Below are 14,468 nucleotides of genomic sequence, written 5' to 3'. Positions count from 1 at the left end.
ATGATCCAACGGCCTTGGAGCCTCCATCTGTGAATGCGCCCCTTGCCGACCAGCTGCTGGCCATGGGCATGCAGGATCTCGACATCAGCCTGGTGCTGGCCAGGCTTGGCGATGAGCACTACGACCTCAATGACACGTGCTTCCTTGCGGAAGTTTTAGCTCCCAATCGAATCCAGGCGATCGAAAGCTTTATCTGGGGTCATCTCAGACCAAGCTTCCGCGGCAAACGTTTCTGCTTGAGCCCCGATTTCCTCAAAGCAAACGTGGACTGGGGCAGCGCCTGGCGACTGCTGCGTCAACGGCACGGCATGGGCTGCGTCCAGCTCCCCAAGGAACCGGACCAGGCCATGGTGCGTTTCCTGTTTGTAGCAGGTCGAAATGCCCTGTCGCCAAACACTCCAGCCCTACATCTTGATCAAGCCGATCCGCACTGCAGCGACCAGCTGATCTGGGGGCAGCCCCTGAAAGCAAGTGCTTCCTGAACCAGGTCAAGACCAGCCGAGAAGCACTCGCAGGGAGACGAGACTATCGATCAGAGCTGACGATTAGCCCAAGGGAACAAACCAGCAACCAACCTCAAGCCAAGCAACGCCAATCCATAAGGATGAATAGATCACGCACGGCAGTCGAAGTTAATCCCCACCAAGTTTGCAACTAGTTTGGACCACATACTTTGAGCGCCATGCCTCTTCGCCAATAAATCGACGGATTTCGCTGTCCCTCAACTTTAAGAGCAATACTGTCATCATTCACAATAGAATAGTCGCCTCCATACTTCCACGCGGACGCGACACCCCTACCAAACACTGGTAAGTAATAAATGCCCTTTTCAGCGTAAATCACATCAGACGTAAAACATCCACCGAAGTAATTCCATGACGTCTTATTATTGGGCACTGCGCTTGCCGCAAAAGGAACAAAGAGAGAAAGCAGCAAAGGCAAAAACTGCTGTAACCGAATCACTTGCTTCATCAAGAGGCGAAGGCTCTTCCTTCACGTGGCCGTGACTGCAACGATAGGGAGCATCCGTCAATGCGCAGAAAACTCTGATTGAGCTGATAAGCATGGCAACGATGATCGGCGCGAGACCTGGCGGAACTCAGGAGCTGATCATTGCGTTCGCAAGGACAGGCCGATCTCATTCAACCGTGGAGCTGCGCAAACCAGAAGCCGGCCAATTGCCAACTCGACCAGAGGAAGATGGCCAAAAAGATCCAGTTCATCCACGCCGGTCGATTTCTGTTCTCGAACATGGACTCCTAAGCAAGGCTGGGCTCATCTTCGCCGGCAACCACCCAAGCCCTGCAGAACTCGTCACGGTTTGATGCTGGCCACCCAGCTGGGGAACACCACCTGCCTCATCTGCGGCGGTCACTCCCCATTCTCAAGCTGTAGCCCTGAGATCGCCAACACTGCTCAAGAACTTCAGCTGACCATCTCGGCGAATCGCCAATCAGGCAATCAGCACGGACAACGGAGACATCAATAGCAACGGCTTTGGCCTAGCACTTTCTTGGATCCAGACTGTCAACGCACACAAGCTAATGAACCTCGTTGAAGACTGGCGGATTCAAAACATAGTTTTCACCATAAACCTCGCACAACGTCAGAAGTTTTTTGTCCTTCAGGGGCACTTGAATCAAGTTGTGATCAACACGTGAAAAAACACGGCAGCGCGTCCTTGATGGGTCGCCTACATCAACACCAACCATGACTTCATAAACGAGATCACTGTCACTAATGGGGTCATCAGTCATTGGTTTCTTGTAGACCTGGTGATCCCATGAACAACAACTAGACCGACCACTTGCGACGTAATAGTCGGAAACACGTTCGAACCCAGCATATCCACCCTGGAAGAAAAGATAGGCGTTGATCGGCCCAGGCCCTACAGAAGTCTTGAAGATACGATGCTCACAATTGGGGCCTGCACCGCAGGCACCAGTCTCTTCAATTTCAAACAGTCCATCCGCATCAACATCTCTCAACCGCCAACCACCTGTGGGGGTTTGAGAGACAGACTGTGTGCGTTTGAGCAGCGAGAGACAGGATTCACTGCCTTGAGGCTGGAATTCAACGTGGAGCGTTCGACGTTTTGTCGCATCACATTGACGTTGTGTGATGCGAATCTGAGAGCCATCCGCATTGCGCTTCTCAGAATGCTTGATCTCACATGCAGCAAAGGCTGAACCATGGCTCAGCATCAAGACGGCAACAAGAAGTATTCGCATCAGCTCAGCCCAAAAAGCCGTTGATTCTGATAGGTCATGCCACGAGCTGGCAAGTTGAAGAGATGGAGAAAAACCAAGCGGAGCAACAGAACGCCGTTGAGGTTTGTACTTCCCACCAGGTGGCAGAGTTAGCCCATTCACCCACATCGAAAGCTCAAGCCATCTCAGCCAATACCAACGTGAAGTTGCTCAAGCAAGAAACGCATCTGAGCAGTCATAGAGGCAAAAATAAAGCACCGATGCCATTCAGAATCGGTGCGCGGATCAGGGGCAGGAAGCCAACCGGGACGTTGTCGCCACAAAAGGACTGATTCAGGAGCCCCCATGACAGATCCTTGTTGCCAAAGCACGCTTGGCCGCGAAGCTGGCTTCCCCTTCTGCATCCTTAATCACTTCATCAACGCAGTGATCGAAATAGCGGGCTTGGTTGGCAATCGGTGCAAGCTGAATCGCTCCATAAATCACCGCAAATGTTGCCAGCACTGGATAGAGGTGAGCATTGATGAGATCACGTGCTTTGGACATTCATACAAGGCTGAACTGACTCCAGCAAAGCAGAGATCAACAAAAAAGCACATGCAGAGCGCATTGATCGCAATCGCAGGCCTCAGCAACAAATGGGCAGGCAGCTCTCAGCCCTCGCTGAAATGAAGGGAGATCGCTGAGGCAAACCATCAAACCCCTTAGCAACATGCAAGCCAGAAGCAGGCATTGGGGCTTGCCTTGCACTGGAATCTGTCACTTTGATTGCCAATAAGCCCCAAACAGGAAGCGTTGCTAGCAATGAGACAACGACCTCTAACACTTGGACTCACTGATCGCAATCATCTTGACGCTGGCAATAGCGTCAACAGCAAGCGTTATGGCGCTAACAACGCCAGATCTAGAAATCAAACCATCGACAGATCGCTCAACAGGCACAATAAGAAATCCTAGCGATATCGAATGAAGCGAGTCGCGGCACTAGCTGCAGTGTTCAAAGCGTGCAGCGTGCATAGAGACAGTTAACAAGTTGAGCGATCACCTCAATGCAGAAAACTTGACAAAATGGATCGAACGCGAAGCCTATAAAGGCACCTGCTCAGAATGGAGGGATCACTGTTCTATTCCCCGAGGTTGATCTTATTTGAGTACCCCTGCCACTTGAGGTCGAAGCGGCGTAGGCAACTCTCCCATTATCCTCAACGATTTTCACATGACACTCATCAACGGTTCCACCAGCATAATTCCTGCAATTTGAATAGTAATAACTAACGACCTTCCCATCACTGATCCACTTAACTTTGACCCCCGACATGTTGCCGTTGCTCCATAGCCTGGTCAAAATACAACTCTCCTTCACGCCATTGAAGTGGCATTCGGATTGGACCTGAGAAGATACTGTGGTCGGAAAAACCATTAGAATGATCAGTCCAAGAACAGACCTCTTGAAAATTGTCTGTTCCATTGCCTTCGTTTCTACTTAGTTCAGTCTGAACACCATCGACAAGTTTGACGACAGAGAGAGATTGGGATACCGAAAAAGAGTCGAAACCTGCTGTTAAAGCGAGAAGGGTATCCCTACCGGTAGTTCTCGAACTGGAGAGGCACATCTAGATCATCCTCCTTGGTTTTCAGCAGCTGGATCGCCTGCTGCAGATCGTCCTTGCTCTTGCCAGTGATGCGCAGGCTCTCCCCCTGAATCGCAACGGTGACCTTCTTCAGCTCATCACGGACGCTCTTGCTCAGCTTCTTGGCCAGCTCCTGACTGAGCCCCTTGCGCAACTTCACCACCTGCTTCACGCGGTTACCGCCAACGGCCTCAGGGCTCTGAAAATCAAAGATTTTGAGAGAAAGGTTGCGCTTGGTCGCCTTCGCGCGGAGCACATCCTCCACAGCCTGAAGGGTCATATCGCTGGCAGTGGTAATCACCACCTCGGTCTCCTCGAGATCGATCTCCGTCGCTGAGTCCTTGAGGTCATACCGGTTGCCAACATCCCGGCGAACCTGATCAAGGGTATTCACCAGCTCCTGGCGGTCAAAATCGGAGACCACATCAAATGAAAAGCTTGCCAAAACGCTGCTCTCTTGGTTGCCGACTGAGTTCAGTCTTGCAATCAGAGCGCCGAGCTGCCAACTGCAGCACCTCAAAAGGTGTCTCTTACGCTCAGAGAGAAGAGGCGCATGCCCTCACCCCAGTCAGTCGCAAGCCACGGTCGCCGCTGCGGTGGGACTGCATGCAAAGCAACAACCACAAGTACAGCCGAGGGCCATCAACGGCGGCCCCCAGTCCTGATCAAAGCGAACTGCAATGACATGAACCGACTCCGACTCAAGCTTTGGCTTATCAATCAACGTGTTGGCTCAATAAGGCTTCAGATTTTTATGGCTTGGTCAATAATGTCGTTGGGACTCCTTTCTCACCTGCATAAACGACAACAACATTGACAGCTTGTGAGCCCAGAGCCTTGCCCGAATGGATGGTATTAACCACCTCAATCAAGGCATCACTTTCTTGGTAGATCTTTTTCCTACCATCCGTTAACTGCAGCTCAAGATTCCCCTGAAGGATGACAGCGGCATTAATGACAGGGTGATAGTGCCAAGGCAAGGTCACACCCAACTCTGAGGCGCCATGGCCGTCATGGGTGCTTCCAAGGGCCGCAATCAGCCCCGAAGCAACCAGCAACAGCGGCAGAGTCAACACGATGTTTTTCATGGTTGCAACGTGGGTGCTCAATACATGGTGGCGACGAGAGAAGCTGGAATGCATCACCACACCGGCACGTCCCAACGATGCCTAGCCACACTTCGCCGACCCCATTGCCGCAAGCAGTTTTCAGCAAACAACGCTTGAATTTAGGGATCGAGATGCTGAACATTGGTTGCATGAGCTGCACGTCCCAGTGAGGGCCCCAGAGCACAACGCAGCCGTGAAGAGCTTGATCAGAATCACAACAACTGGAGATCCCGATCACCCAATCGTGTAGCCGAATCCATCAGCTTCCCAACAGTCATTCCGCAGTCTGGCCATGCCTCCACTTCCAGCAAACCTGAAAGCCACCCTGATCAGTTGTGCCAGCGGCACTGCAGTCTTGGCAAGCACCGCCATGGCCCACCCGATTCTGATCACCACACAGTCAGCCGCCTTCCTGCGCGATTGCGGCCATCAATCACCAGCAACCGTCAGCTCGATCTCCTCAGGCTGTCCCAACCGAGAACGAGGACTGGTGGGAAGCGGCAGCCGTCTGGAGCAGCTTCAGACGGTGCATCGCAGCCGCTCTGGGATGAAAGGCCTCTGGTATCAGGTACGGATTGTGGAGAACAGCACGGCATCGCAAACCGCATCCACCCATGCGCAAGCCGGAACGATCGGCTGGCTGCGGGCGAATGCTTTCTGAGCGAAGGCTGCGGTCAGTAGGGCTCACAGCGATCGGGATCCGTTCCTTTGAATAGAGGCATCAGCATGCACACGATGCCTCTCACCGCACTCTTCACCGCCAACGCCGCGGCCCCCTTCGCCTGGTCGCTGGTGCTGGCTGGAGCCGTGGTCATCGTCAGCATCATTCCCCTGGGGGCTGCACGATCCCAAGCGGACTTCACCATGGCCGACATGGCCGCGCCGCGGGCCATGTTCGACCGCCTTCCAGCGTGGGGCCAACGGGCCAGCTGGGCGCATCAGAACAGTTTTGAAGCCTTCAGCCTGCATGCCCCTGCAGCGATTTTGTCGTTGGTCGCAGCCTGTGAAACAGGTCCGCTACCAGGGCTCGCCATTGCCGCGGCCTTTCTGCAGCCAGGCTTGAGACTGCTCTACATCGGGGCCTACGTCGGCAATATTCCTCCCTTGCGGGGTCTGTGCTGGGCATCAGCGCTGATGTGCACAGGTGTGCTCTACCTGGAGGCACTCAAAGCCCTTCTCCAAGCAGCCTGAACACAGTGGCGTTCAGCCCAGGGCCCACTGGGCGAGAGCTTTGTCAGGGGATCCAATCGAATTGATCGAGTCGTGCACGTAGCTCTCCCAGCCTTGCTGAGGCAGCCCGGCATACACCATCAAATTGAGTGGATAGTGATCCGAATCGGTACAGCGACGGAAATCATCTCGAAACAAGAACACGGGCTTAGCCAGAGCGAAAGCAACCCCCAGCTCCACCATCACGCCCTCATCGGGTGGGGTGCCGTTCACAATCGCGAACAGACCATCAGCCTCACGCACGTCTTGCAGACATTGCTGCGACACCGCATAGGCCCAACCAGGCTGATCAAGATCGACGCCAGCATTGCGCGCGAAAGGCTCCCAAACTCTCAAGCCCAAGGCCTGAAGTGCCTCGACATAACGGGGGAGCAGCAATTGCCGACTTTCGACTGAAAACCCCAACGGAGATGCCAGATAGATCGTCTTAGCGGTCACTGGCACCAGCTGTGATGAGCCTCGGTCGACCGAAGGAAGAGCTGCTCAGAATCCTTCCCCATCTGCATCAGCCTTGATCCCCTTGAAACTGCTTCAGGGCAGCCAGCAGGGCGGCAGGCGACTGGGGATCAACCATCAGCACGCTGCCACCTGGGGAATCCGCCAGTTGTTCGCCCATCGCCATCCAGTCCTTCGCGAGCATCAGACGCATCGCTTCCGCCGTTTTGGGATTGGCTTCCAAGGCTTGTGCCATCACCAGGGCTGACTTGGATTTCGCTTCGGCCAGCACCTGCTGCTGATGCGACTGAGCCTCAGATTCCAACAGGAGTGCCTCCTTCTGAGCCTGGGCATCAAGCACAAGAGCTTCGGCGCGTCCACGTGCCTCGTTGAGCTGGGATTCCTTTTCTCCTTCCGAGCGCAGAATCGCCGCCCGCTTCTCCCGTTCCGCCGTCATCTGCTGTTCCATCGCCTGCTGCACCCCTGCGGAGGGAACGATGTCGCGCATCTCAACACGGGTGACTTTCACGCCCCAAGGGTCCGTGGCCTGATCAAGCTCCCGAAGCAGCAATTCATTCACTTCACTGCGGGTGGTGAAGGTCTGATCGAGATCCAGTTTGCCCATCTCGGCACGGATCTGAGTCAGCACCAAATTCACCATCGCCGCCTGGAGGTTGTCAACGGCGTAATACGCCTGTGAATGCTCCAGCAGCTGCCAATAAACCACCGCATCCACTTCGATGGAGACGTTGTCACGGGTGATGCACTGCTGAGGAGGAATGTCGAGCACCCGTTCCTTGAGAGACTCGTGGCTCACGACCTTTTCCACCACTGGGAGCACAAGGGACAAACCTGGCTGAAGCTCGCGATCAAACTTTCCCAAGCGCTCGACCAGACGAGACCTTCCTCCGCTGGTCACCTTGACGCTGCCAGTACCGAGCACCGCAAGAAGGATCAAAGCGGGCAGGCTGAAAAATGCTTCCAAAACAGCTGAGCAGTTGTTCGGACCTTAAGGACAGCGCTCCTAACGCACAAGCACGTCCACAACCGGCAGGATCGGCTTCAAAGTGAGGTGTGTTGCCGCAACAACCCCAATGACCACGTTCTGGGTGCCGCTGATCTGGCTTCTGGTCGCTGGGGTGCTGCTTGCCCTGGAACTGGCGCAACCCACATTCGACGGCCTGATGTTCGCTGCCATTGGGGCCCTGATCGTGTCGGTGATCACCGCCCTTGGGCCGTTGCCAGTGCTGCTTCAGGTCAGTCTGTTCATCGCCATCACGGTGATAGGCACCCTCTGGCTGATGCGGTGGTCAGCCCAGCGCAATCCTGCGCCGGAGAGGCAACGGCAACGCGACGATCTCGCGGAAGTTCTGGGCACGATTGCGCCAGGCGGAGAGGGGAGGGTTCGCTGGCATGGCCAAAGCTGGGCCGCTGCGTCACTGGATCTGGACCGTTCAATCCCCCAGGGCGAACGCGTACTGGTTGTGGGGCGTGATGGCACCCAGCTTCAAGTGATGGCGCAGACCACGGTCAGTCGAAAAACAGCAGACTGACCACCTTGCCCATGTCTTCGGCACTGCGACAGCTGTTCAGAAGTGTCTCACTGTCGTGAAAAGCAAGACAGATCAGCTGATCACAGCGCGTGATGATGTCTTGATTGCAAAGGCTGCTTGCCAGGGGCAAAGGCAAATCATCCTGCTCAGGCTTTTCAATCAAATGCAGCACCCGATCAAGGCTGTCTCGAATCTCCGGGACCTGCCGGTCGAGGCTCTGTGGCAGCAGAACGGTCAGTTGAGCCGGATCAACCTCGAGGACACCGCGGATCACGGCGGCATTGACACCCTGCGCTCCTGATGTGATTAGGGAATGTCCTTCCTGAGCCAAAGAACGGGCGATCAACTCGACGAGATGAATCGCCACGACCGGGACGTGCCGACTACCAAGAATTGCGATCCGTCGTTTGCCTTTGTCCTGGAGAAGAGCCAGTTCCTGGGCAAGTGTGTCAACCCTGTCAAGGGAAGGAAGATCAAGGGAACGGCTCAAAGACATCCCGCCATTGTCAAGTTGAAATTAGCAGCAATGTCCTTGACCAGGAAGCAGCAATCGCACCGGATCTAACTCATGCGAAAGCGAGGGATCCAGCGATCAACAAGTCCATCCCAAAGCATCGAACAATCGATCGAGCTGGCAGTGCTCTTCCACGAGACGGAACGCATAGGTGGCTTTCACAGCTTCATGAAGGCGCACATGGCCAAAGGCCTGTTCAATCACTTCAACCGTGGCAAGCGTGTCGTGTTCCACCTTCAGTAAAGGCACCTCAAGTTCATCCGCCCGACTGATCAACTGAGGCAAAGGCTCACCAGCACCTGTGAGAATCAAACACTGGGTGGAAGCCTCCAGGGCTGCCAGCTGAATATCAGTGCGATCGGCACCAGTGACCACGGCCATGTTGCGGCGGCGACGGAAAAACTCCATTGCCGAATTCACGTTCATGGCGCCGATGCTCAGGGTTTCCACCAGCAGTTCAAGCCGCTCTTCACAGCACAGCACCCGGGCATCCAAGCGACGCACCAGCTCCCCCACCGTGACACTGCGGAGCAAAGGAGAACGCGGCATCACACCGAACACAGCCAAACCAAGCGATTCGAGCTCAGGCACCACATGGCGCTGCAGCGACTCGACATCATCTGGCGTGACGGCATTGAGAACGATGCCTACCAAACGTTCTCCAAGTTGATCTCTGGCCGCCAATAGGGCATCAACGCTGCGGCTGTCTTGCCAGAGGTGGACAAGCACGACCGAGGCATCGAGGCCACGGGCCAGCTGACCGAGGCTGAGACCGTAAAGCAGGCCCTCGTGAAGACTGCCAGCCGCTTCCAGCAACGTGACCGTCTCATCGTCGCTCTGCAGTTGCTGCTGCAGACGGACAAAGCCCTCGCCGGCCTGAAGGTGTCCATCCGCCAGCCGTTGATCGGCGGTGGCGGGGGCCAGAAGGTGGAGAGAGGGAATCAGCTGATCATCCTTGAGGCCCAGGGTGGTGCCGATGAAGCGAACGTCGTCATCGATCAAAGGGTCCGGCAGCGGGCCGACCTCCGGTGTCCAGTCCAGGCTTGTGGCCAGGGGCTTACCAAAGCGAACCTGCCGCCCGGAGGATGCCAACTGGCGGGCCAGACCAAGCACAAGAGCAGACTTCCCGCTGAAGGGTTCACACGATCCGATCAGCAAGGTGGATCCCATCAACGGCTCCGCAGGCCTTTCAGAGGATCAATGTAACGGGCCTTCCCCGAGCGATCCGGTTGGGGTCTGTTCCAGCAGAAGCCATTGCCAAAAGCGGTCAGGCAGATCAGCCACACTGGCCTCAGCTTCGGCATGCATCAACCACTCCACCAGTTGGTGACCTGGTACATCAAATGTGTAGTGCAGAGAAGCTTCCCTGGGGAAGCTGAGCGTGCAGTGAGCCGGGGTGAGCGGAGCTCGCACCGGCTCCCAGCAGAGCAGAAAAGCATGCCCTTTCCCCTCGCCCAGTGAGCGCGCCCCCTCAAGCCGGCCCCGGGAGAGCAGCGGCAACACCTGTCGCAAAGCCTGCTCGTTCTGAAGCCCACCGCAATAGGGAGCGAACAGGGCGAGCTGAGCTGCATCGGCTGGACTGATCAAAGGCCGCGCGTGTTTCTCTTCAGGATGCCCCAAGCTGGTGGGATGGCCCACATCCATGCCCCAGGAGAGCGCACGGTGCCTGAGACCACTGCATCGTCCCCATCCGGCAATCACTGGCAAGGACGCCGGATCGGAATCACTGGTGTGCGAGGCGCCTTAGGACAGGCTCTCTGCCGGCAGTTTCTGCTGAGGGGCGCCGTGGTGGTCGGTCTCAGCCATGGCCCTCGGCCCGAGCACAGCGAACCAGACCATGCTCCGCAGGAATGGAGGCAATGGACATGTGAGCAGGAGTCCGAGCTGGATCCTGTGCTGAAAACCCTTGATGTGCTTGTGCTGAACCACGGCATCAATCCTGGAGGAGACCAGCGCAGCGAGACGATCACCCAGGCCCTCACCATCAATGCCCTGAGCAGCTGGCGACTGATCAACCGCTTCGAGGCCATTGCCACTGAGGCTGGCTGCGATGGGGGGCCAAAAGAACTCTGGGTGAACACATCGGAAGCAGAGGTCCAGCCCGCGCTAAGCCCTGGCTACGAATTGAGCAAACGTTTGATCGGCCAGCTGGTCAGCCTGCGCTGGAGCCAACGCAGCAAGGCTGAACAGCGTCAGCTGCGCCTGCGCAAGCTTGTGCTTGGACCGTTCAAATCCAATCTCAACCCGGTCGGAATCATGACGGCGGATTGGGTCGCCAGGCAGGTCCTGAGCCAAGCCAATCTGGGCCTGAACCTGATCATCGTCACGCCCAATCCGTTCACGTATGTGCTGATGCCTGTGAACGAACTGGGGCGAGCGCTCTACAGCAGATTATTCAGTCGCCCCGATCCGTGAGGATGTCGCAGCCATCGGACGTCACCACGATGGTGTGCTCCCACTGAGCCGAGAGGCTTCCATCCCGGGTGACAACGGTCCAGCGGTCCTTGAGGGTTCGGCACTGCTTGCTGCCCGCATTCAGGATCGGCTCCACCGCCAAGGTCATCCCTGGTCGCAGGGTGAGATTGGGGAGGTCATCAGTACGGAAATTGAAGACAGAGGGCTCTTCATGGAGATTGCGGCCCACGCCATGACCGGTGTAGTCCTCCACCACGCTGTAGCCATTGGCCAGCACGTGATCTTCCACAGCGCCAGCGATATCGAGCAGCGTGTTTCCAGCCTTGATCTTGGCGAGACCAGCCATCAAAGACTCACGGGCCACTCGGCTGAGGTTCTGAGCCTCTTCGGGAGCATCGCCAACACAGATGGTGACGCAACTATCACCGTGATAACCGTCGAAATAGGCGCCGGTGTCGACCTTCAAGAGGTCACCTTTGTGAATCACCCTCTTGGCGCTGGGAATGCCATGCACCACTTCGTTATTGATGCTGGCGCAGATGCTGGCCGGAAAACCGTGATAGCCCTTGAAACTGGGAGTGGCTCCCATTTCACGGATGCGGCGTTCAGCAATGGCATCCAAATCACCCGTGGTCTGGCCGGGCTGAACAGCCCCCATGATTTCGCGTAACACCGTGGCCACGATCCGGCTCGCCTCAGCCATGATTTTGAGCTCCCGGGAGGATTTCACCTCCACCCCGCGACGCTGCTGAATGCGGGGGCCGGTGGATGTGGCCTTGGCACTGTTGGAGGCAGCCAGAAGGTCAGCAAACAGATTCATCGAGGCGCTCGAGAAGGTGACTGGGATGTCGCGGCAGGCGAGTCGTGATGGGCGGTGCAATCTCGACGATCCTGAATTCACGCTATCAATAGCTGCAGGATCTGTGAGAGTTGATGGCGTGGCTGCGACGGATCCGCCAGCTGCATCGATGGGTTGCACCCTTTGTGGTGTTGCCTCTCCTGCTCACCGTGATCACAGGCATTGCCTATCGATTGGCCAAAGACTGGGGAGGGATGGAGCGCGATCAGGTGCATTGGCTGATGACACTCCACGACGGTGAGTGGCTCGGCCCTCAGCTCGAGCCTGTGATGGTGCTGCTCAACGGGCTGGGACTGCTCTGGATGCTGATCACCGGCAGCACGATGCTCTGGAATCAATGGCGGACGCCCCGCCAGGAGAACTCCTTCGAAGGGAGGGCGAAGGGGTAAGCTGGTTGTTTGGCGTGATTACCCGGAGCTGGGATGGCAGCGGATCCGAAAGAGACTTCCGTACAGGAAGAAGCCACAGACGTGGCCAGCAGTGATGTAGCTGTCGCCGATGCTCCTGCCAAGGAGACTGGCAGTGCATCGACCGTGAAGCTGAGCGCCCAAGAACTGATCAGGGAATTCGAAGCCGGTCAGCAGAAATCCGAGCTCCCCGACATTTATGTCGGAGACACCGTCAAGGTGGGCGTTCGCATTAGCGAAGGCAACAAGGAGCGAGTGCAGCCCTATGAAGGGGTTGTGATTGCCAAGCGCCACGGAGGCATCAACGCCACCATCACCGTTCGACGCATCTTCCAAGGAATCGGTGTGGAGAGGGTCTTTATGGTCCATAGTCCGCAAGTCGCCTCCATTAAGGTTGAGCGTCGCGGTAAAGTGCGCAGGGCGAAGCTTTTCTATCTGCGGGACCGGGTGGGCAAGGCCACTCGGGTGAAGCAGCGCTTCGACCGCTGAGGCTTTCGCTTCATTACCGTCTAAAAACCATTGTTTTGCGATGGTCGAGGGGTCCATCGCCTTGCGCCGTTAGTTCAGTTGGTAGAACGCAGGTCTCCAAAACCTGATGTCGGGGGTTCGAGTCCTCCACGGCGCGTCCGATGCCCCCTCATGCAGTTTCCTGAGTTCGAGCATGGAGTTGGATCTTCAACCTGGTGACGTCGTGAAGGTGCTCGAATCAGCCGCCCTTGGCTGGGTTCGTGCACGAGTGATCCGCGTCAAATCTGGTGGTCGTGTCGTGGTACAAAGCGATCAAGGCCGAGAGTTCACAGCTCGGGGGAATCAGGTGCGCCTGATTGAACCAGCTGGATTCCGTCCCTGACGATCAACGTCATGGTCATTTCTATCCCCGAAGCTCCGCCTCAGGCGGGGCTTTTTTAATTGCTCATCAAGTGAGAGCCATCTCCAGCTCAGGGAAGTCTTCTGCAAGCAGTTCGCAACGGTGTATGAGCAGCTGGAGAAGATCCTGAATCACCACTTCCTCCAGGAGATCACGGCGAACAACTAGAGATTCACCGCTGATCAGGCCGAGGTTGAAATCCAGAGGAACCAAGCCTGGCATCACCTCCAAAGCGATACAGGTGGCATAGGTCAACGTGACCTGATCCTCAGTTCGCCCATGCCAAAGCTCTGGGCGGTAGCGCTTCATGCGTACCCGGGTCTGCCATAGGCCATGGCCCCGCAGGATCGCCTCAGTCTGTGGAAACATGCCTGATGGCAAGCCAAGACTGGGAAACGGATCGAGATCCGACGCCGAAAGTGGTCCGCATCCAGCCAGGGGATGATCAACAGCAGCCACCAGGTGCACAGGAGATCGGCAGAGATCGATCACACACAGATCGGGATCCCTGTTCGGCAGATCTGGTTGGTAACTGGCGATCCAGGCATCGATCACACGCTCACGCAAGAGCTGTAGTGGCCGCTCCATGCCCACATGATCCCAAGTACCACCCTCCCAATGTTTCGGGATGGGCTCCAAAAGAGAGGGTGCCGCCCAGAAATTGGCTTCAACCCTGAGCGGTGGAGAGACGGAATCCCCAAGCAGGCGCTTTTTCTGATGAACCAAGCGCTCCATCATCAACAGATTGACGTCGCCATGCATCTGCCACTCGCCATCCACGCGCTCCATGGCAAGACCGAAGAGGGTCAGACTCTCCATGTTGTTTCTCGACACCGTGCTCTGAGAACAGTGCAGACGCTGTGAAGCTCTCTCCCCTGACCTCAGCCAGTAGGTGGTATCCAGCATGCGCAGTGCATCAAGCGTGATCATGGCGGAGTGGCGCCGTTCAAATCGCAACCTCTGACTGCCACCCATTAATTCAGCTAATCGCCCAAACCCCTCCAAGAGATGAAGGAAAGACGCGATTTCATCCGCGACCTGCATAATTTGCCCGTTTCAAGCAGTTGGTTGACGGAGGGCAGGGCTGAGGTTGATACTGCCTAAGTCGTGCAAGCGACACAGGGCAACCGCAGAAGATCATTCTCCTGAGTGGGTGCACCTGGGACCGTAGTTCAACCGGTTAGAGCACCGCCCTGTCACGGCGGAAGTTGCGGGTTCGAATCCCGTCGGTCCCGTT

General features: G+C 56.4%; 19 protein-coding genes and 2 tRNA genes. 10 read left to right on the top strand and 11 right to left on the bottom strand.

The annotated features are described in order from the left end of the window. Positions 1-14: 14 nt before the first annotated feature. Complete coding sequence (locus DXY10_RS08865) at positions 15-482, top strand: hypothetical protein (protein ID WP_136989129.1); 468 nt, start codon at positions 15-17, stop codon at positions 480-482. A 1,059-nt stretch (positions 483-1,541) separates the two neighbouring features. Here DXY10_RS08865 and DXY10_RS08860 read toward each other — a convergent pair. The 4 genes from DXY10_RS08860 to DXY10_RS14730 all read right to left on the bottom strand — a co-directional run bounded on the left by DXY10_RS08860 (position 1,542) and on the right by DXY10_RS14730 (position 5,004). Further along, complete coding sequence (locus tag DXY10_RS08860; protein ID WP_115018594.1) at positions 1,542-2,231, bottom strand: hypothetical protein; 690 nt, start codon at positions 2,229-2,231, stop codon at positions 1,542-1,544. 312 nt (positions 2,232-2,543) lie between these two features. Further along, positions 2,544-2,756: a hypothetical protein gene (locus tag DXY10_RS08850; RefSeq protein WP_115018591.1), complete on the bottom strand. Its 213-nt coding sequence runs from the start codon at positions 2,754-2,756 to the stop codon at positions 2,544-2,546. 1,035 nt (positions 2,757-3,791) lie between these two features. Then, positions 3,792-4,286, bottom strand: a complete 495-nt coding sequence (locus tag DXY10_RS08845; protein WP_115018809.1) for a YajQ family cyclic di-GMP-binding protein — start codon at positions 4,284-4,286, stop codon at positions 3,792-3,794. 307 nt (positions 4,287-4,593) lie between these two features. Further along, positions 4,594-5,004, bottom strand: a complete 411-nt coding sequence (locus DXY10_RS14730; protein ID WP_179949421.1) for a cupin domain-containing protein — start codon at positions 5,002-5,004, stop codon at positions 4,594-4,596. Positions 5,005-5,242: 238 nt separating this feature from the next. On the opposite strand from DXY10_RS14730, the gene DXY10_RS08835 reads away from it, so the two are divergent. Both DXY10_RS08835 and DXY10_RS08830 read left to right on the top strand, forming a co-directional pair. After that, positions 5,243-5,611, top strand: a complete 369-nt coding sequence (locus DXY10_RS08835) for a hypothetical protein (protein WP_136989127.1) — start codon at positions 5,243-5,245, stop codon at positions 5,609-5,611. 74 nt (positions 5,612-5,685) lie between these two features. After that, positions 5,686-6,141: an MAPEG family protein gene (locus DXY10_RS08830; RefSeq protein ID WP_115018587.1), complete on the top strand. Its 456-nt coding sequence runs from the start codon at positions 5,686-5,688 to the stop codon at positions 6,139-6,141. Positions 6,142-6,153: 12 nt separating this feature from the next. Here DXY10_RS08830 and DXY10_RS08825 read toward each other — a convergent pair whose 3' ends face one another. Then, a complete protein-coding gene (locus tag DXY10_RS08825) occupies positions 6,154-6,618 on the bottom strand; it encodes a nucleoside 2-deoxyribosyltransferase (protein ID WP_371411142.1) in 465 nt (154 codons plus the stop codon). 67 nt (positions 6,619-6,685) lie between these two features. Then, on the bottom strand, positions 6,686-7,600 hold the full coding sequence (locus tag DXY10_RS08820; protein WP_115018584.1) for an SPFH domain-containing protein: 915 nt from the start codon (positions 7,598-7,600) through the stop codon (positions 6,686-6,688). Between the two features lie 109 nt (positions 7,601-7,709). Between DXY10_RS08820 and DXY10_RS08815 the strand changes: the two genes are divergently transcribed. Next, a complete protein-coding gene (locus tag DXY10_RS08815; RefSeq protein ID WP_115018582.1) occupies positions 7,710-8,168 on the top strand; it encodes an NfeD family protein in 459 nt (152 codons plus the stop codon). Here the strand turns inward: DXY10_RS08815 and DXY10_RS08810 are convergent. The 3 genes from DXY10_RS08810 to ebsA form a co-directional block, all read right to left on the bottom strand. Further along, positions 8,146-8,664, bottom strand: a complete 519-nt coding sequence (locus DXY10_RS08810; RefSeq protein ID WP_115018580.1) for a DNA recombination-mediator protein A — start codon at positions 8,662-8,664, stop codon at positions 8,146-8,148. The two genes, DXY10_RS08815 and DXY10_RS08810, sit on opposite strands and share 23 nt — an antisense overlap. 96 nt (positions 8,665-8,760) lie before the next feature. Further along, positions 8,761-9,852, bottom strand: coding sequence for a phosphotransacetylase family protein (locus tag DXY10_RS08805; protein ID WP_115018579.1), 1,092 nt, complete (start codon positions 9,850-9,852; stop codon positions 8,761-8,763). Positions 9,853-9,879: 27 nt separating this feature from the next. Further along, the gene (gene ebsA, locus DXY10_RS08800; protein ID WP_244282176.1) at positions 9,880-10,302 is read right to left on the bottom strand and encodes a type IV pilus biogenesis protein EbsA; all 423 of its coding nucleotides are present in this window, start codon (positions 10,300-10,302) and stop codon (positions 9,880-9,882) included. Between ebsA and DXY10_RS08795 the strand changes: the two genes are divergently transcribed. Beyond that, positions 10,294-11,097, top strand: coding sequence for an SDR family oxidoreductase (locus tag DXY10_RS08795; RefSeq protein WP_244282159.1), 804 nt, complete (start codon positions 10,294-10,296; stop codon positions 11,095-11,097). The genes ebsA and DXY10_RS08795 overlap by 9 nt on opposite strands. Here the strand turns inward: DXY10_RS08795 and map are convergent. Next, positions 11,078-11,917: a type I methionyl aminopeptidase gene (gene map, locus DXY10_RS08790; RefSeq protein WP_115018576.1), complete on the bottom strand. Its 840-nt coding sequence runs from the start codon at positions 11,915-11,917 to the stop codon at positions 11,078-11,080. The genes DXY10_RS08795 and map overlap by 20 nt on opposite strands. Before the next feature lie 113 nt (positions 11,918-12,030). On the opposite strand from map, the gene DXY10_RS08785 reads away from it, so the two are divergent. The 4 genes from DXY10_RS08785 (at position 12,031) to DXY10_RS08770 (ending at position 13,213) form a co-directional block, all read left to right on the top strand. Next, complete coding sequence (locus tag DXY10_RS08785; protein WP_115018574.1) at positions 12,031-12,345, top strand: PepSY domain-containing protein; 315 nt, start codon at positions 12,031-12,033, stop codon at positions 12,343-12,345. Positions 12,346-12,378: 33 nt separating this feature from the next. Further along, complete coding sequence (gene rplS / locus DXY10_RS08780) at positions 12,379-12,852, top strand: 50S ribosomal protein L19 (protein WP_115018573.1); 474 nt, start codon at positions 12,379-12,381, stop codon at positions 12,850-12,852. Between the two features lie 63 nt (positions 12,853-12,915). Beyond that, a tRNA-Trp gene (locus tag DXY10_RS08775) sits at positions 12,916-12,988 on the top strand. 36 nt (positions 12,989-13,024) lie between these two features. Further along, complete coding sequence (locus DXY10_RS08770; RefSeq protein ID WP_006043540.1) at positions 13,025-13,213, top strand: hyperconserved protein Hcp; 189 nt, start codon at positions 13,025-13,027, stop codon at positions 13,211-13,213. A gap of 66 nt (positions 13,214-13,279) precedes the next feature. On the opposite strand, the gene DXY10_RS08765 is transcribed toward DXY10_RS08770, so the two are convergent. Next, positions 13,280-14,275 carry a LysR substrate-binding domain-containing protein gene (locus DXY10_RS08765; protein WP_244282157.1) on the bottom strand — a complete coding sequence of 332 codons (996 nt, stop codon included), beginning with the start codon at positions 14,273-14,275 and terminating at the stop codon, positions 13,280-13,282. Between the two features lie 117 nt (positions 14,276-14,392). Between DXY10_RS08765 and DXY10_RS08760 the strand changes: the two genes are divergently transcribed. Next, positions 14,393-14,466 (top strand) — tRNA-Asp (locus tag DXY10_RS08760). Positions 14,467-14,468 lie beyond the last annotated feature (2 nt).

This window comes from Synechococcus sp. UW140, assembly GCF_900474295.1.
Lineage (GTDB): Bacteria > Cyanobacteriota > Cyanobacteriia > PCC-6307 > Cyanobiaceae > Synechococcus_C.
This window is presented reverse-complemented; position numbering and strand designations above follow the sequence as displayed.